Here is a 15,940-nt window from a genome sequence, read left to right as displayed (position 1 = left end):
GGCGTCAATGGATGTAGGAAAAATAAAATTCGGAGAAAACGGGCTTGTGCCCGTGATTGTTCAGGACTGCGAAAACGGAAAAGTGCTTATGATGGCATGGGCGAACGAGGAAGCGTTGCTCAAAACCGAGCAGACCGGTCAGACCCATTTCTGGAGCCGTTCGCGCGGAAAACTGTGGAAAAAGGGCGAAGAGTCCGGCAACTGGCAGAAGGTTCGCGAAATTTTTGTTGATTGCGACCACGACTGCGTTCTTGTGCTTGTTGAGCCGCAGGGACCTTCGTGCCACACCGGAGAGCAGACCTGTTTTTACACCGATGCGGACGGGGAAAGGGCGCTTTCTCCCGATTTTGGCTCTTCCGTGTCCGAAAGCGGCGCGATGGTGGCGATGGGCAAGGTTTTTCAAACCGTGAAAGACAGAAAAGCCAACCCGAAAAAGAACTCTTACACGAGTGCTCTTTTTGAGGGCGGAACGGACAGAATAGCGCGGAAAATAACGGAAGAAGCCGGCGAAACGATTATTGCCGCCAAGAACGAAGACCCGGACGAAATTGTTTCCGAAATGGCGGACTTGTGGTTTCACTGCCTCATTATGCTCGCCGAGCGCGGACTCAGCCCCGCAGACATTGACAGAGAACTTGAAAACCGCATCGGCGTTTCCGGTTTGGAGAAAAAAAGTAAAAAACCGTGAGGGGTGGTTGTTCACAATGACTGATTGGAAAAGAACAGACAGTTGCGGGGATTTGCGCGCGTCTGATGAAGGGCGCGAGGTTACAGTTATGGGCTGGGTTCAGTCAAGTCGCGACCACGGCGGGGTTATTTTCATAGACATACGCGACCACAACGGCATCATTCAGGCAGTTTTTGACCCCTCGCGCGGAAGTCCTCACTCAACCGCGGACGCTTTCCGGAGCGAATGGGTTGTCGCCATCAGAGGGAAGGTTGTCAAAAGGGACGCGGAGATGGTTAATGATTCAATGCCGACCGGAGAGATTGAGATTGTCGCTTCGCAGGTGCAAACGCTCAACACCTGCCCCGAATTGCCGTTTCCCGTTGAGGACGACATAAATGCTGATGAGCCTATAAGAATGAAATACCGGTTTCTTGACCTTCGCCGCCCCGTGATGCGGGACGCGATTCTTCTGCGTCACCGCGTTGTTTCTTCGGCGCGCTCGTATCTTGAGTCCGCGGGATTTGTTGAAATAGAAACTCCCATGCTGACAAAAGCCACGCCTGAAGGCGCAAGAGATTTTGTTGTTCCGTGCCGTCAGGCGGATGGCGGGTTCTACGCTCTGCCCCAGTCTCCACAGCTTCTCAAACAGATTTTGATGGCTTCAGGTTTTGACCGCTACTATCAGATAGCACGCTGTTTTCGCGATGAAGATTTAAGGGCGGACAGGCAGCCGGAGTTTTCGCAGATAGACATTGAGATGGCTTTTGTTGACGAGAACGAAGTTATCGGAATTGTGGAGGGGGTTATAAAAGAGTGTTTCGCGGTCGCCGGAATAAAAGTGGAGCCACCTTTCAAGCGGATTGATTACGCGCGTGCGCGCTCTCTCTATGGCACAGACCGCCCCGACACAAGGTTTGAGCTTGAACTGTGCGAAGTTTCCGATGTTTTTCGGGGCACGGAGTTCAAGGTTTTTTCGTCCGCTCTGTCAAAAGGCGGGATTTTGAAAGCGCTCGCGCTCACCGGAGATGATGCCGGGCTTGCGCGAAAAGACATAGACGAATTGACCGAAGAGGCAATTGCGATGGGCGCTGGCGGGCTTGCGTGGATAAGAATTACGGACGGGAAATGGCAGTCTCCCATAGCGAAGTTTCTTTCTGAAGATGAAAAAACCGCGCTTTTGGAAAAAACCGGACTCACGGATTCAAAACGCGCGCTCATCTTTTTCGGCGCGGGCGACTCCTCAACCGTTAACACTGTTCTCGCGGGCGTGCGGGTTTCAGTCGCACGGCGGCTCGGGCTCATCAAAGAAGATGAGCACAAATTTGTGTGGGTTGAAAACTTTCCCCTGTTTGAGAGCGAGGGAGGTGCTCTGAAAGCGGTTCATCATCCTTTCACCGCTCCGGCGGAGGACAGCGTGGACAAGATTGAAACCGCTCCGGCCGAGGCACTTTCAAGAGCATATGACATTGTGCTCAACGGCGTGGAGGTGGGCGGAGGCAGTATAAGGATTCACGAGCGGGACATGCAGGAAGCAGTTTTGAGGACGATAGGGATTGACGGGAAAAAAGCCGAGGAACAGTTTGGGTTTTTCCTCAAAGCGCTTGAGTTTGGAGCGCCTCCGCACGGTGGGGTGGCTTTGGGGCTTGACAGGATTGTGATGATGATTGCCGGGTGCGGAACCATACGCGAGGTTACCGCGTTTCCAAAAACCCAGAGGGGCGCGTGCCCGCTCACGGGAGCTCCGTCTGAAATAGATTCGGAGCAAATGGCGCAGTTGGGGCTCAGAAAAGTAGAAAGGTAGAACGGAGCGGAACGGGGAAGTTGTATGAATCTGTTTTTTATGGGAACCCCTGAATTCGCTTCGGCGTCTCTTATTGCCATCGCACGTGAGCATAAGGTTATGAAGGCGATTTGCATGCCTGACCGCGCCGCCGGACGCGGCAGAAAGGTGTCGCCGCCCGATGTGAAAAAGGTCGCCGGCGAACTTTCAATTCCGGTTCTTCAGCCGGAAAATCTTGATGAAATCACGGTGGATTTTGAAAACCTCAAGCCCGAAGCGGTTTGTGTTGTGGCTTACGGAAAAATAATTCCGTCTCACATTCTCTCTTTCTCTCCGAGCGGATTCATCAATCTGCACGCCTCTTTGCTTCCCGCCTACAGAGGCGCCGCGCCCATCAACCGTGCCGTTATGGAGGGGGAGAGAAAAACCGGCGTTACAACAATGCTCGTGAACGACAAACTCGATTCGGGAGACATTCTGCTTCAAAAGGAAATCGCGATAAAAGACGATGAAGACTCGGAAATCCTCGCGCGCCGCATGAGCGCCGAAGGGGCGGAACTTTTGCTCAAAACCCTCGCTAGCATTGAAGACGGTTCAGTTTCTCCCGTGCCTCAAGACCATTCCAGAGCGACATACGCGCCGATGCTTTCCAAAGATGACGGGACAATAGACTGGAAACAGCCCTCCGGAATAATCCGCAATCTCATTCGTGGAACCGCGCCGTGGCCCGGAGCGTTTACAAAACTCGGGGGGAAAACGCTGAAAATAATCGGAGCGGACTTTGCCGAAGGCGTGGGAAAGCCGGGCGAGGTTTTGAATTCGCGGAAAAAATTCATGGTCGCCTCGGGCGCGGGCGCGCTTGAAATTCGCGAGGTTCAGATTGAGGGCAGAAAAAAGATGTCCGGCGCAGATTTTCTTCTTGGCGCGAAACTTCCCGCCGGAACCGTTCTCGGCTGAAAACTATTTTTCCTTGTGCCGCGTGGCCCACATCAGTTTTGTTTTCAGAATGGTGAAGTAGTCCATAAAGGGCGATTTTACAAGGTTTATTGACGATTTGGATTTTGTTACGACAACCTCCATCGCGGGGCCGACCAAAAAATCAATCTGTCCGTCAAGGGTCGCGTTCAGTTCGCGAGCCCGTGCGTTCGGCGGACAGCGGAAGCGGATTTCGGTTTTGTTTGAAACCACAAGCGGACGGTTCGCGAGCGTGTGCGGGCATATGGGCGTTATCACGGTGAGCGGAAGGGTTGGATGCACAACGGGACCTCCCGCCGATAGCGAATAGCCGGTTGAGCCGGTGGGGGTTGAGCAAATCATTCCGTCCGCCTTGAAGGTTGTTATGTGCGAGCCGTCTATGTGCAGTTCAAGGTCTATGATTTTTGTCGCTTTGCCGCCGTTTACGACAATCTCATTTAGAGCCTCGCCTGAGAAAACTTTTGAGCCGTTTTTCTCAACGCGCACGGCGAACATGCTTCTGCGTTCAATGTCGTAATCGCCGCTGGCGATTTTTTTCATCATCTTCCCCACTTCATCAACCTTGCATTCGGCAAGAAACCCAAGCCCGCCGAGATTTATGCCAAGCATCGGTGTGTTGCTTCTGCTGAGCAGGCGAGCCGCGCTCAAGAAAGTGCCGTCTCCGCCGAGGGAAAATACCATGTCCGCGAGAGACGGAATTTTCTTCGCTTCGGCAAGCCCCGAAGAAATGCCGGACGCTTTTCCGAGTTCGGTTTCAACGATGTGCCGAATTCCGGCTTTTTTGAAGATTGAGCAGAGTTTGACGGTCATATTCCTGACGTCTTTGTTTTTGCTCATTCCCACAATGCCGATTTTTTTCACTTTTTTTGCCATTTCACTTTTCCCGCTATTTTGGAGCTGACTCCTCGGAAGTCAGGTAGTTTCTCACAAAATCCTCCAACTTGCCGTCAAGCACCGCGTCCACATCGCTGCTCTCAAAATCCGTTCTGTGGTCTTTCACCATTCTATACGGGTGCATAACGTAAGATCTTATCTGACTTCCCCAGCCTATCTCCTTTTTTGACGAGGAGAGCTTGCTCAATTTTTCCATTTTCTTTTCTCTTTCAATCTTATACAGGCGGGCTTTGAGAACCTTCATCGCGGACTCCTTGTTCTGGTGTTGAGACCTTTCGTTCTGGCAACTCACGACCGTGCCGGTCGGAGTGTGTGTTATGCGCACCGCGGAATCTGTTTTGTTCACATGCTGTCCGCCTTTGCCGCCGGCTCTGAAAGTGTCTACGCGCAAATCCTTTTCGTCTATGTTGACCTCCACGGAATCGTCTATTTCGGGAGAGATAAAAACGGACGCGAAAGAAGTATGCCGCCTTTTGTTCGCGTCAAAAGGCGATATTCTCACAAGCCGGTGCACTCCGCTTTCCCCTTTGAGGTAGCCGTAGGGGTGGTCGCCCGAAACTATCATTGTCGCGCTTTTTATGCCCGCTTCATCGCCGTCCTGACAACCAAGAACGCTCACCGAAAATCCGCTTCTGTCGCAATAACGCAGATACATTCTGTAAAGCATATCCGCCCAGTCCTGCGCTTCGGTTCCGCCCGCGCCCGAATTGATTTCAACAATCGCGCCTTTGGAATCGTCTTCGCCGCCGAGCATTCTCTGGAACTCAAACCGCTCCGCTTTTTCAGTGAGCAGGGCGAGAACGGATAAAAGCTCCGCTTCCAGTTCGCCGTCCGGTTCTTCGGCGCACAACTCGGCAAGGGCTTCGGCGTCTTTGACGGTGGAGTCAAATTCCTCCCAGTCGTCAATTGTCTGTTTGAGAGCGGAGCGTTCGGACAGAACACTTTGCGCTTTTTCGCGGTCGTCCCAGAAGTCCGCGCCGTTTGATATTTCGTCTATTTCTTCAACACGTTTCCGTTTGTCCGGCAGGTCAAAGAAACCCTCGTATGGATTCAACGCGGTTTTTGATGTTTTGAATGTCGGGTTTGTCGGTGTCTTTCATTTACGAGTTTTCCTTCGCAGTTGCCCGGAAATTATAAAAAACGGTTTTAACCGTCTTTTTCCTCTCTCGGCGCTGTCGCCTGAACATAGCGGAGTCTCAAACCGTAAAGCACGTCGTCTATGAGTTTTTGTTCTTCGTCCGACAGGTTACCTTTTGTTTTATCCTGAAGGATTTCAAGAATGTCCACCGTGTGCTTGGCGGCGGGCAGATTGACGTTGCGCTCCTTTGTGTTCGGGTCGGGAATGTCTCCCAGATGCATAATTGCCGAGGCGTTCAGCGAAAGAACGAAATTGGAAAAATCCATTTTCAATTCGTCCGTTTGCGGATTTTCCTGTTCAGGTTTTTTCGCGTCTTCGGGTTTCTCCGCGCCTTTGCTTTTTTTCTTTTCTTTGCTCATAAAAATCTCCGTAGTTGTGTGTTTTTATTTTTCAACATGGTCCAAAACTTCATCGGCTATCCTCATAAACGCGAGCGAAGAGGTGCAATCGGGGGTTGATTCCACAATCGGCACTCCGCTGTCTCCCCCTTTCCTTATTTCCGGGTCAATCGGAATCTCGCCGAGAAACGGCACATTGAACTTCTCCGCCATCTGTTTCCCGCCGCCGCGTCCGAATATGTCCATCTTCTCGCCGCCCGGTATGTCCAGATAACTCATATTTTCAACAATTCCGATGACCGGAATGTTCAGTTTTTCAAACATCAGTATTCCGCGCCGCACGTCTATAAGTGAAACTTCCTGAGGGGTTGTAACAATAACGCCGCCGCTCAAGGGCGCGGTTTGTGCGATTGAAAGTTGGGCGTCTCCGGTTCCCGGAGGCAGATCTATGACGAGATAATCAGTGTTTCCCCACTCAACGTCCTCAATAAACTGCTTCACCGCGCCGTGAACCATCGGTCCACGCCAGATAACGGTTTCCTCTTCCTTGATTAGATAGCCGATTGAAACCATTTTCAGCCCGTATTTCTCTATCGGAAGAATTTTCTTTTCCGGTGTGGCAATCGGTCTTTCGCCCTGAGTTCCGGTCATCATCGGCGCGCTAGGTCCCCAGATGTCCGCATCCATCAGTCCCACATTCTGTCTTTTTTTGCCAATGGCGACCGCGAGGTTTACCGCGACCGTGGATTTGCCCACGCCGCCTTTTCCGCTTGCCACCGCAACGTAGTGCTTGATGCCTGGCAGTTTTGACTGCGCCGGTTGCTGCTGGGCTGCGCCCGCGGACTGCGCGCCTGAGGAAGCCCGCACCTGCGTTTCTATTGAAACCCCTTCCACGCCGGGCGTTTCAAGAACGGCGGTTCTGACATCATCCTCTATGCGTTTTTGAACATCGGGGTCGGGTTTGGGCAGAACAAGCGAGATTTTTACCGCAGACTTTTCGTCCACGCTTATATCCTTGACAATTCCGAATGAAACAATATCGCGCGTAAAGCCTGGATATTTAACCATTTTTAACCGTCTTGAAACGGTTTCGGGTGTAAGACTCATATCGGTAAAGAAATTACTCCACGCCGAGTTTGCGCTTTGCTTCTGGTGACATCATGTCCGGATTCCATGGCGGGTCCCAAACCATTTGCACAAGAACATTTCTTGCGCCAATGGCTTTCAGCGCTTCTTCCGCCTGTCCCGATATCATTCCGCCCATTGAACAGCCCGGAGTTGTGAGGGTCATTTTCAATCCCACGTCGTTGCCCGAAATCTGCACATCGTAAATCAGTCCGAGGTCAACAATGCTCACCGGAAGCTCGGGGTCGTTCACCTGCCCGAGCGCTTCAAAAACCGTCTCTTTGGTCAATTCGGCGGGAGCGGTGTCTTTTTTCTCGAATTTCTTGAATTGAACTCCCGAATCGGGGGCTTTTTCGCCTTCCTGAGAGTCGGGCTGAATCGTTATGATTTTTTTCATCGCCATTTGTTTTGAGTGTAGCCACCCCGCCCCGTATTGTCAAAACGGCGCGAACTTGAATAACGCCCCTCTCAAATGGATAATAAAACTCCGGTTTTCCTTGTCAAAAGGTGGAAATTTAATGCACATTCTGGCGAAAAAACTTGTCGTTGAATTTATCGACGCTTTCTTTCTTGTTTTCGCAATTGGAATCTCATCGGGAGATTTAGCTCCGTTCGCAATCACGGGCGTTTTGATAGCGATGATATTCGCGGGTGCTCACATATCGGGCGCTCATTACAATCCCGCCGTAACGGTTTCACTGTTTCTGCGCGGAAGCGCGCCCGTGCGCGAGGTTTTTCCATACGGGCTCGCGATAGGGTTTGTGATTTTTGGCGGCATGATATTGGTGGGTCCCGTTTCGGGCGCGGTTTTTAATCCGGCGGTTGCGGCGGGACTTTTTGTCAGAAGCGCGACGGATTTATCCATGCTCGGTCTTTACACGGCGGCGAGTCTTGCGGGCGGAGTTGCCGCGGCGTTTGTTTTCCTGTTCACAAAAGGGGAAAAGTGAGTTTTACTCCCGAATGAAAATCGGACTCAAAACCCTTGGAGGCACGGGCGCGCAAATTCCGGAAATCGGTCTCGGAACATGGAACTACACAGCTGACACCGCGCCGCTTGAAGCCGGAATCAAACTTGGCTCGCGCTTCATAGACACCGCCGAGGGGTATGGCACGGAAAGGGTTTCGGGAGAAGCAGCGCGGCGCGCGTGCGGCGATGTTTTTATGGCGACAAAGGTTTCGGGGCGCAATCTCGGCTATGACAACGTTCTCAAGTCCGCGGACGCGAGTCTGGAAAAACTTGGCGTCGATGTGATTGACCTTTATCAAATCCACTGGGCTAATCCAGTTTTTTCGATAAAAGATACAATGCGGGCTATGAGTAAACTTCTGGACAACGGACTCGCGCGTTATATAGGCGTGAGCAATTTTTCGGTCGCAGAGTTTGAGGAGGCGCAGAGTTATATGCCGAACGCCCGGATTGTTTCAAATCAGGTTCGCTACAGTTTGAATGACAGGCAGATTGAGGACGATTTACTTCCGTTTTGCGAGCGAAACGGTGTTACGCTTATTGCCTACACGCCGCTTGACAGCGGGCGTCTGTGCCGCGAGTCATCGGGCGGCGGATACGGGCTTTTGAGTAAAATAGCTCGGGAAACCGACAAAACCGAAGCGCAAGTCGCGCTAAACTGGTGTTTGTGCCGGGACTGTGTGGTTGTTATTCCTAAATCAGACAGTATTGAGCGAACGGTTGAAAACTGCGGCTGTTCCGGCTGGCGTCTTGATGATGCGCAGTTCCGCGCCCTGTGCGAGGCGTTTTAATATGAAAGCCTGTAAATGCGGGAACAAAGTCGGCGCGCCGCTTGTGTCTCCCAAATCGTCCTATTCCGCGCTTGGCTGGTTTCTTGTAACGCTCGGCATAAGCCACGCGCCCGTAAAAGTAACCTTTGCCTGCGAAAACTGCGGTGAAACGCTAAAGGTGATTACCGACAAAAAGCATTTGAAGGAACACACCTACAGATGACGGAAAAGAGTTTTCCGTCATCTACAAGTTGTGTTTGTGTTATCTAAAAAAGCATGAAAATCCGGCGCTTACGCTCAGACTCCAGATGTTTTCAACCGCCCTTGGAGTTGTGAGAGAATAATGAAACCTGCCGTCAAGCGAAACTTCGGATTTTTCCGTTACGGGAATTGAAATTCCCTCCTTCGCGAAAACAGGCCATGTTGCTCCGCCTCCCACCTCATCTCCAACATCGCAAACATAATTCCCGTTCCTACGCTTCCAGACGCGTTCACTCCTCCTTCGGAGTGGAAAATGCCGTGACGTAAATGGGGAACGTCAAGTGGAAAAGTGTCGGCTCCGTATCAAGATTCTGGTAAAAGACATCTCCCTGCGGAGTGTCTAAGGAGGAGAGATCTTCAGCAAAAAGGTCGTCGATAATGGACAATGATGCTTGGCTGTCAATATTACTTGCCAGTGTCAGCAAATCATCAGAGTTGGCATCCGCATGTGTAAATTCGGATGATTGGAGAATAGCATCCACAAATGCATTCGCGCTTGTCTGTTTCAGTGGCACTCTTAGCCGATTGAAAATTAACCTGTTTTTTGGGGAGGGGGGGGGGAGTCGCCCTTGTTTTCAGGGATTTCCTCTCTCTATGAGTTCAACCTTGTAGCCGTCAGGGTCTTCAATGAAGGCGAGAACAGTTTTGCCGTGTTTCATCGGACCCGGAGGGCGCGTAACCCTGCCGCCGAGTTCGGTGATTTTGTCGCATGCGGCTTTGATGTCTTCCACGGCGAAAGCCATGTGCCCATACGCGCCGCCGTGTTCGTATTCGCTCACTCCGTAGTTGTATGTGAGTTCAAGAAACGGCTCGGAGTCGCCGCCGTATCCGAGAAAAGCGAGCGAAAATTCGCCGTCCGGATAGTCCGTTGTGCGGTGGTGAACAAGCTCTAGAACCTCGGTGTAGAAACGGATTGACCTTTCCAACTCGCCAACTCGTATCATTGTGTGCAAATATTTCATGAAAACTGCCCCGCGATAGTGTTGTTGTAGTAGTAGTTTATAAGAATTTCAAGGCAACCGCAGAAAATCTCAACCGATTTTGCGGATTTTTCCGCATTCCAGCCAGCGGGAGCGGATTTTTCGTAATCCGCGAAACTTTCAAGAAATGACTGTTTAAGCGAATCCGCTTCCTCTTTCACAACCGCTTCAATAATTGTTGTGTCCTGGACATCGTATTTTTTATTCCTTATCGCGGTTTCAAAATCGGAAAAAACCGAATCGGGTGCTTCGCCTTCCACCTCCGTGAGGCACGATTTGAAAATTACGGTGAGGTTTGAAGCGCACATTTCACTGGTTTCTGTTACGCGGTTTTCACCGCGCCAATTCCCTCAATCACGCTTTTCATCAGTTTGATTGCGGCTTCAATGTCGCTTTTGTAGGCAACCGAGCCGGGGCTGTGCAGATACCGTGTCGGCACGGAAACAACCGCCGCTCTGGTTCCCTTTCCGGTTACCTGCATCGCGGTCGCGTTTGTTCCGCCCGCTTTTTTAACCGTGATTTGACACGGAATTTTCTTTTTGTCCGCGACTGATTTTATGAAAAAACTCAAACCCCTGTCGGCAACGAGATAGCGGTCTGAAAGACGCACTTCGGGACCTTTGCCGATATTTGCGAGACTTTTGTGCGGTGCGACTCCGGGCAAATCCATCGCGACCGTTCCTTCAAGCGCGATAACAAAATCCGGCTCAATCGCGGGCGTGATTACGCGCGCACCTCTCAAGCCCGGCTCTTCCTGAACCGTGAGCGTAACAAACAGGTCGCAAGCCGGTTTCGGTTTTGCCGCGAGCGCGGAAAGAATGACAAAAATGCCGACCCGGTCATCAATGGAGCGGGCGATTACGGCATCTTCGGTTTCCCGCAGTTCGGTGTCAAAGATAACGGGGTCGCCGATTTTGACATATTTTTTCACCTTCGCCGCGGAAAGACCGAGGTCAAGCACGCAGTCCTCAATTTCGGGAACTCCCCTGTCTCCGCCGGTTTTGCTTATGTGCGGGGGAATCGCCCCCACCATCGCGCCCAGCGGTTTTGAGCCGTGAACCACAACGCGCTGTCCGTAAAAAACCTTCGCGTCAATCCCTCCGAGCGCACAAACCCGGACAAAACCGTGAGCGTCAATATGGCTTACCATAAAGCCCACCTCGTCCATGTGGGCGTCAACAACAAGTTTTTTCCCTTTGCCGCCAATGCGCGCGATGACGTTGCCCAGCACATCAACGGAGATGTCTTTCGTGTATTTACGCAGTTCGGAAACCGCGAAATCCCTAACCGCGCCCTCGTCTCCGGGTATGCCGGGAATGTCGCACAGTTGTTTCAGCAGTTTGATGTTCATGAAGTCGCATTATAACCCAAAAAGCAGGCGGCGGAAAAAGGCGCGGAGGCGCTCCGGTATAATACGGACATGGAAAACACCCCTATTGCAGAGCGTATGCGACCACAATCCCTTGATGAAATCGCGGGGCAGCGCCACCTGCTCGGACGAGACGGCGTTTTGCGCGCCCCGGACGGACGCGGCGGCGCGCGCTCAATGATTTTATGGGGACCGCCCGGAACCGGAAAAACCACTCTTGCGCGCGTTCTCACGGCGGAAAATGAAGCCGAATTTATCCATATGGACGCCGTTTCTTCGGGTGTTAAGGAAATAAGAGACGCGCTTTCCCGCGCGGCAAAAGCAAAGGGAAAAGGCGGCGCGGTGCTTTTCATAGACGAAATACACAGATTCAACAAAGCCCAACAGGCGACCTTGCTCAAAAGCGTTGAGGAAGGCGAAATCGTGCTCATTGGCGCGACAACGGAAAATCCGTCTTTTGAGGTAATCTCGCCCCTGCTTTCGCGGTGCGCCGTTTACCGCCTTGAACCGCTCGGCGAAAATGATTTGTCGCTGATAATTGACAGAGCGCTTGAAAAGGACGCTGCGCTCAACAACGCGAAAATATCCCCGGACGCGCGAAACAATTTAATCGCGCTGTGCGGCGGAGACGCGCGGGCGCTTCTGAACGCGCTTGAGGTCGCCGTTTCACTTTCAGGAGGTGAAGTGGAATCGGCAACCGTCAGAAATGTTTTTCAAAAAGGGGCGCGTTATGACAAAGACGGCGACGAGCATTACAACACAATCTCGGCTTTCATAAAAAGCGTGCGTGCGAGCGACCCGGACGGCGCGCTCCACTATCTCACGCGAATGCTTGCCGCCGGCGAAGAACCGCTTTTTATCGCGCGGCGGTTGATAGTGCTCGCGTCCGAAGACATCGGCAACGCCGAGCCATACGCGCTTACACTCGCAACGGACTGCTTCACGGCGGTCAATTACATAGGAATGCCCGAAGCGCGGATTGTTCTCGCGCAAACGGCGACCTATCTGGCAAGTTGCCCGCGAAGTAACGCGGCGTATTCGGGTTTGAGAGAAGCGGAACGCGATGTAAAAAAACATCCCGACCTTGAAATCCCGATGCACATACGAAACGCGCCCACGCGCCTGATGAAAGATATGGGTTACGGAAAGGGCTACCAGTATCCGCACGATGAGCAGGACGCTTTCGCGGGTCAGGAAAATCTACCCGGCAAACTGAAAAATCGGATTTACTACAAACCGTCCGAACGCGGACGCGAAGCCGCGCTTAAAAAATATCTTGATGAGAAATGGAAAAAGAGAAAATGAGAAAACCGCGAAATTTTGTAGTGTGCGTCCGTTACCGGAAAAACCGTTTGCCGCGCAGGGTTTTGTGGTAGCCGAGCGCGAAGCGGTGCGCCTCGTCCCGTATCCTCATAAGAAGAAAGAGGCCTTCGCGGTTTTTGACGGGCGTCCATGGATTTTTTCTTCCGGGAGTGTAGATGGAATCTCCCTGTTCTCTCCCGCGTCCTTTCGCAATCGCCGCGATGTCCGCCGCGCCGGAAAATCCAAGTTCCCTTATCGCTTCAACTGCGGCGGATAATTGCCCTTTGCCGCCGTCTATGAGGATTAAATCAGGCAGTTCATAGCTCGTTTCACCCGCTCTTTTGAGCCGCCGTGAAAGCATCTCTTTTATGCCCGCGAAATCATCCTGCCCCGCGACTGTTTTTATTTTGTAGCGTTTGTAGCGTTTTTTATCGGGCGCGCCGCCGCTAAACCGTACCGCCGAGCCCGTTGTTTCTTTCCCTTGAGTGTTGGATATGTCAAAACACTCTATTTCGCGCGGAACCTTTGACAGTTTCAACGCCTTTTTCAGTCCGAACAGAACATCGCGGTTTTTCTCCTCCCCCGCACGTTTTTTTCTGATAGATTCCCTCGCGTTGTCCGCCGCGAGACGCAGAAGTTTTGTTTTCATTCCTTTTTTCGGCGCGACTATTTTGACCGCGCCGCCGCGTTTTTCCGAAAGCCATTTTTCGTATGTCCGCTTGTGTTCCGGCTCGGAAGGCACAATAATTTCGGGCGGAACCTGCCTGCCTTCGTCGTAGAACCTTCCCAGAAATTCGGCGAACGCGGAGCGCACGTCCGCGCCCGTGTTTTTCGCGGAAATCTCCGCTTTGTCCACAACTCCGCCGCCTCTGTGAAAGAGAACGACAAATTCAAAACTTTTTTCGTCCGCCGCCATTTCTATGATGTCCCTGTCGGTGAAACTTGACGACACGACCTTTTCAAGACCGCCGGTCCCAAGCGCGGACAAAAGGTCTTTGTAACGCGAAGCGTCTTCGTACCTTGTTTCATCGGACGCCTTTTTCATCTTCTTTTTCAGCCACGCCGCCACGCCTTTTCTGTCGCCCCTCAAGAATGCTTCGGCTTTGAGGCAAAGAGCGCGGTATTCGGATTTTTCCGTCATTCCCGCGCACGGTCCCGAACACAGCCCCATGTCGTAGTTCAGGCACGGGCGGCTTGAATGCCGTTTGAATTTGCTGTTTGAGCAGTCGCGCACCGTGAAAAGCCGGTGGACGAGTTTCGCGCTCTGTTTCAGCGCGCCGCCGTGCGAGAAGGGGCCGAAATAAGACGCGCCGTCCGCGCGCACTTTGCGCGTTACCGAAAGGCGCGGAAACTCCTCGTTCATTGACAGGCGCAAAGACGCGTAGGTTTTGTCGTCTTTGAGCTGAATGTTGAATTTCGGTTTGTGTTTTTTGATGAGCGAGTTTTCAAGAATAAGCGCTTCGTGCTCGTCAACCGACACGATGTAGTCAATGTCCGCCGCTTCGCGCATAAGGTATGACACTTGCGGTCTTGAATCGTTTTTCGCGCTGAAATATGACCGCACGCGGCTTTTCAAGTTAGCCGCTTTGCCGATGTAAATTATCCTCCCGTTCGGGTTTTTCATCATATAGACGCCGCAGGAAGAGGGCAGGGAGGAAGGAAAAAAATCTGATTCTTGAGAGACGAGTTTCAAAACCGGACTATGAATCTCCGTCTGAGGAAACAATCAGAATTGTGGCGGCGGAGTTGAACGCGAGAAGCAGCAGGTCCGTGCGTAGGCCCCACGCGATTTTCGGCGTTACGCCGAACAAGGAAAGCAGAAAGAAAACCAGACTCGCCGCCGTGATTGCCGGAATAACGGTACTCAACTTTCTTTCCTTGATAAGCGTGGACGCCATAACCATCGGAGCCATCAGCGCGGTTCCCATAAAGCCCGATATGGCGAGAGATATGATGCCCTGGGAGCTTTTCATCGCCACGGCAAAAGCCGCCGCGCAGAATATCAGAATTATGAATTTTACGAACACGACCGCCGAGATTTTCAGTTTTTCACTGATTCTTCCGAGCGCGTTGTTTATTTCCGAGCCGAGCGCGAAAAATTGTGAATCCGAAGTTGACATTGCCGCCGCGAGAATTCCGATGAGCGCTATCGCGCCAATCACCGCGTTTTGTTCAAGTATGAGTTTTCCTATGAATTCGGGACCGGAGTTCGCCGTGATTGCCACCGCTCCGTAAAGACCGATTATCAACCCGGCGATTAAAAGCAGAAAAGTGAAAGAGGCGTGCAGAACGGGCACTTTGCGCCTTTCATTTACACCTTTGAGAATAGACAGACGCGAAGTGAGTTGTGGTTGCGATACGGGCAGAAGAACTATTGAGATAAATCCCGCAATCAGCCACTGAGTAGACAATAACCCCTTTGGTCCCGGAACGGAAAGTAATCGCTCATCGGTTTCGGCGACCGCCTGAAAAAGAGGGCCCAATCCGCCGAATTTTGATAAAACAACTGCCGCCATTATCCATATGACGCTGAAAAGCATAATTCCCTGCAACGCATCGCAATACATAATTCCGCGCAAACCCCCGATTGACGAGTAGAGAAACATCAGCACGAGAATTATCAGCGCCCAGCCCCATTGCGGAATGGAATACGGCACAATCGCCGACAGAAGCCCGGACGCGCCCTTGATTTGAATGGCGATATACGGAATCAGAAAAATTACTAGCCCCATGACATAGACCACCACGCCCCAGCCGCCGAATGAATCTCTTATCAAATCCGACATGCTGCGGAAATCCTTTGACGCGATTCTGTCTTTGAGTTTGAAGCACAGCCATAGAGTGAAAACGGCAAGCGCCATGTCTGTTACGCCGAGAAATATCCACGTTCCAACCCCGTGAACCCTAAAAAAGTTCGGCATTCCTATCAGAATGAACGTGCTGTAAAGGGTGGCGAAAAACGTCAGGAAGCCGATTATTGTTCCGAGGTTTCCGCCCGCAAGGAAAAACTCCTTCTCATCGCCCTTGTTTTTTCTGTTGCCCACAAGAGCGAGGGTTATCAGAACCGCTATATAAACAAACGCGACCGCTATAAATGTTGTTCCTTTGCTCAAAAAATCAGTTTTCCTTTGATAAAATCATCGCGATGATGAGCACAAGATAGATTGAAAGGGAAATTGCCATACTCGCCCACAGGGTTCTCGGAATGCCAAACACAAACGGCTCGGCGACCCCGGCAGGAATGATTGACGGTATAAACGCCAGCGCCGCGAGCGCGACGGCGAGGGGAATCGTGATTTTCCAGAGGTTTCGGCTTTTCAATTGCTCAAGTCCCGCCCGGCTTTATAATAGAACATATATTATGTAATAAT

At 51.8% G+C, this 15,940-nt stretch carries 19 protein-coding genes; 7 read left to right on the top strand and 12 right to left on the bottom strand.

What is annotated here, in order from left to right; all coding sequences use genetic code 11:
* Positions 1–7 precede the first annotated feature (7 nt).
* From GKS04_05435 to GKS04_05425, 3 genes are read left to right on the top strand one after another with little or no spacing between them, the layout of a single operon-like run.
* Entirely contained in the window at positions 8–688 is a 681-nt protein-coding gene (locus GKS04_05435; protein ID QMU56561.1) for a bifunctional phosphoribosyl-AMP cyclohydrolase/phosphoribosyl-ATP diphosphatase HisIE, read from the top strand.
* Between the two features lie 16 nt (positions 689–704).
* The gene (gene aspS, locus GKS04_05430; GenBank protein QMU56560.1) at positions 705–2,471 is read left to right on the top strand and encodes an aspartate--tRNA ligase; all 1,767 of its coding nucleotides are present in this window, start codon (positions 705–707) and stop codon (positions 2,469–2,471) included.
* A gap of 24 nt (positions 2,472–2,495) precedes the next feature.
* Positions 2,496–3,407, top strand: a complete 912-nt coding sequence (locus GKS04_05425; GenBank protein QMU56559.1) for a methionyl-tRNA formyltransferase — start codon at positions 2,496–2,498, stop codon at positions 3,405–3,407.
* A 3-nt stretch (positions 3,408–3,410) separates the two neighbouring features.
* Here the strand turns inward: GKS04_05425 and GKS04_05420 are convergent, their stop codons facing one another.
* The 5 genes from GKS04_05420 to GKS04_05400 all read right to left on the bottom strand — a co-directional run bounded on the left by GKS04_05420 (position 3,411) and on the right by GKS04_05400 (position 7,317).
* Positions 3,411–4,298 (bottom strand): NAD(+) kinase, encoded by an 888-nt coding sequence (locus GKS04_05420; GenBank protein QMU56558.1) that lies wholly within the window; start codon positions 4,296–4,298, stop codon positions 3,411–3,413.
* A 13-nt stretch (positions 4,299–4,311) separates the two neighbouring features.
* Positions 4,312–5,419 (bottom strand): peptide chain release factor 2 gene (locus tag GKS04_05415; protein ID QMU56557.1). Its coding sequence is split into 2 segments (ribosomal slippage): positions 4,312–5,349 and positions 5,351–5,419, totalling 1,107 coding nucleotides; the frame shifts between segments, so codons are not numbered across the junction.
* A gap of 46 nt (positions 5,420–5,465) precedes the next feature.
* A complete protein-coding gene (locus GKS04_05410; GenBank protein ID QMU56713.1) occupies positions 5,466–5,723 on the bottom strand; it encodes a DUF1844 domain-containing protein in 258 nt (85 codons plus the stop codon).
* Between the two features lie 117 nt (positions 5,724–5,840).
* Positions 5,841–6,902 (bottom strand): P-loop NTPase, encoded by a 1,062-nt coding sequence (locus GKS04_05405; protein ID QMU56556.1) that lies wholly within the window; start codon positions 6,900–6,902, stop codon positions 5,841–5,843.
* Positions 6,903–6,915: 13 nt separating this feature from the next.
* Complete coding sequence (locus GKS04_05400) at positions 6,916–7,317, bottom strand: DUF59 domain-containing protein (GenBank protein QMU56555.1); 402 nt, start codon at positions 7,315–7,317, stop codon at positions 6,916–6,918.
* A gap of 121 nt (positions 7,318–7,438) precedes the next feature.
* On the opposite strand from GKS04_05400, the gene GKS04_05395 reads away from it, so the two are divergent.
* From GKS04_05395 to GKS04_05385, 3 genes are read left to right on the top strand one after another with little or no spacing between them, the layout of a single operon-like run.
* Positions 7,439–7,867, top strand: coding sequence for a hypothetical protein (locus GKS04_05395; protein QMU56712.1), 429 nt, complete (start codon positions 7,439–7,441; stop codon positions 7,865–7,867).
* Positions 7,868–7,880: 13 nt separating this feature from the next.
* Positions 7,881–8,678, top strand: a complete 798-nt coding sequence (locus tag GKS04_05390) for an aldo/keto reductase (protein QMU56554.1) — start codon at positions 7,881–7,883, stop codon at positions 8,676–8,678.
* A gap of 1 nt (position 8,679) precedes the next feature.
* Entirely contained in the window at positions 8,680–8,880 is a 201-nt protein-coding gene (locus GKS04_05385; protein QMU56553.1) for a hypothetical protein, read from the top strand.
* 39 nt (positions 8,881–8,919) lie between these two features.
* On the opposite strand, the gene GKS04_05380 is transcribed toward GKS04_05385, so the two are convergent.
* From GKS04_05380 to GKS04_05365, 4 genes are all read right to left on the bottom strand, one after another.
* On the bottom strand, positions 8,920–9,096 hold the full coding sequence (locus GKS04_05380; protein ID QMU56552.1) for a hypothetical protein: 177 nt from the start codon (positions 9,094–9,096) through the stop codon (positions 8,920–8,922).
* Positions 9,097–9,493: 397 nt separating this feature from the next.
* Complete coding sequence (gene gloA / locus GKS04_05375; protein ID QMU56551.1) at positions 9,494–9,880, bottom strand: lactoylglutathione lyase; 387 nt, start codon at positions 9,878–9,880, stop codon at positions 9,494–9,496.
* On the bottom strand, positions 9,877–10,206 hold the full coding sequence (locus GKS04_05370) for a hypothetical protein (GenBank protein QMU56550.1): 330 nt from the start codon (positions 10,204–10,206) through the stop codon (positions 9,877–9,879). Before GKS04_05370 ends, gloA begins: the two co-directional genes overlap by 4 nt.
* Before the next feature lie 14 nt (positions 10,207–10,220).
* Positions 10,221–11,249 (bottom strand): M42 family peptidase, encoded by a 1,029-nt coding sequence (locus GKS04_05365; GenBank protein ID QMU56549.1) that lies wholly within the window; start codon positions 11,247–11,249, stop codon positions 10,221–10,223.
* A 69-nt stretch (positions 11,250–11,318) separates the two neighbouring features.
* Between GKS04_05365 and GKS04_05360 the strand changes: the two genes are divergently transcribed.
* The gene (locus GKS04_05360; GenBank protein ID QMU56548.1) at positions 11,319–12,572 is read left to right on the top strand and encodes an AAA family ATPase; all 1,254 of its coding nucleotides are present in this window, start codon (positions 11,319–11,321) and stop codon (positions 12,570–12,572) included.
* Between the two features lie 31 nt (positions 12,573–12,603).
* Here the strand turns inward: GKS04_05360 and uvrC are convergent, their stop codons facing one another.
* From uvrC to GKS04_05345, 3 genes are all read right to left on the bottom strand, one after another.
* Positions 12,604–14,196, bottom strand: coding sequence for an excinuclease ABC subunit UvrC (gene uvrC / locus GKS04_05355; protein ID QMU56547.1), 1,593 nt, complete (start codon positions 14,194–14,196; stop codon positions 12,604–12,606).
* A gap of 73 nt (positions 14,197–14,269) precedes the next feature.
* Positions 14,270–15,682 carry a sodium:solute symporter family protein gene (locus GKS04_05350; protein ID QMU56546.1) on the bottom strand — a complete coding sequence of 471 codons (1,413 nt, stop codon included), beginning with the start codon at positions 15,680–15,682 and terminating at the stop codon, positions 14,270–14,272.
* A gap of 4 nt (positions 15,683–15,686) precedes the next feature.
* Positions 15,687–15,890 (bottom strand): hypothetical protein, encoded by a 204-nt coding sequence (locus GKS04_05345; protein ID QMU56545.1) that lies wholly within the window; start codon positions 15,888–15,890, stop codon positions 15,687–15,689.
* Positions 15,891–15,940 lie beyond the last annotated feature (50 nt).

This window comes from Candidatus Mycalebacterium zealandia, assembly GCA_014075295.1.
Taxonomy (GTDB): Bacteria; Desulfobacterota_D; UBA1144; order Nemesobacterales; family Mycalebacteriaceae; genus Mycalebacterium; species Mycalebacterium zealandia.
This window is presented reverse-complemented; position numbering and strand designations above follow the sequence as displayed.

Bases quoted from the DNA above. Each gene is read 5' to 3' on its own strand.
- GKS04_05435 (QMU56561.1), top strand. From the start codon at position 8: ATGGATGTAGGAAAAATAAAATTCGGAGAAAACGGGCTTGTGCCCGTG.
- aspS (QMU56560.1), top strand. From the start codon at position 705: ATGACTGATTGGAAAAGAACAGACAGTTGCGGGGATTTGCGCGCGTCT.
- GKS04_05425 (QMU56559.1), top strand. From the start codon at position 2,496: ATGAATCTGTTTTTTATGGGAACCCCTGAATTCGCTTCGGCGTCTCTT.
- GKS04_05420 (QMU56558.1), bottom strand. From the start codon at position 4,298: ATGGCAAAAAAAGTGAAAAAAATCGGCATTGTGGGAATGAGCAAAAAC.
- GKS04_05410 (QMU56713.1), bottom strand. From the start codon at position 5,723: ATGGATTTTTCCAATTTCGTTCTTTCGCTGAACGCCTCGGCAATTATG.
- GKS04_05405 (QMU56556.1), bottom strand. From the start codon at position 6,902: ATGAGTCTTACACCCGAAACCGTTTCAAGACGGTTAAAAATGGTTAAA.
- GKS04_05400 (QMU56555.1), bottom strand. From the start codon at position 7,317: ATGAAAAAAATCATAACGATTCAGCCCGACTCTCAGGAAGGCGAAAAA.
- GKS04_05395 (QMU56712.1), top strand. From the start codon at position 7,439: ATGCACATTCTGGCGAAAAAACTTGTCGTTGAATTTATCGACGCTTTC.
- GKS04_05390 (QMU56554.1), top strand. From the start codon at position 7,881: ATGAAAATCGGACTCAAAACCCTTGGAGGCACGGGCGCGCAAATTCCG.
- GKS04_05385 (QMU56553.1), top strand. From the start codon at position 8,680: ATGAAAGCCTGTAAATGCGGGAACAAAGTCGGCGCGCCGCTTGTGTCT.
- gloA (QMU56551.1), bottom strand. From the start codon at position 9,880: ATGAAATATTTGCACACAATGATACGAGTTGGCGAGTTGGAAAGGTCA.
- GKS04_05370 (QMU56550.1), bottom strand. From the start codon at position 10,206: ATGTGCGCTTCAAACCTCACCGTAATTTTCAAATCGTGCCTCACGGAG.
- GKS04_05365 (QMU56549.1), bottom strand. From the start codon at position 11,249: ATGAACATCAAACTGCTGAAACAACTGTGCGACATTCCCGGCATACCC.
- GKS04_05360 (QMU56548.1), top strand. From the start codon at position 11,319: ATGGAAAACACCCCTATTGCAGAGCGTATGCGACCACAATCCCTTGAT.
- uvrC (QMU56547.1), bottom strand. From the start codon at position 14,196: ATGATGAAAAACCCGAACGGGAGGATAATTTACATCGGCAAAGCGGCT.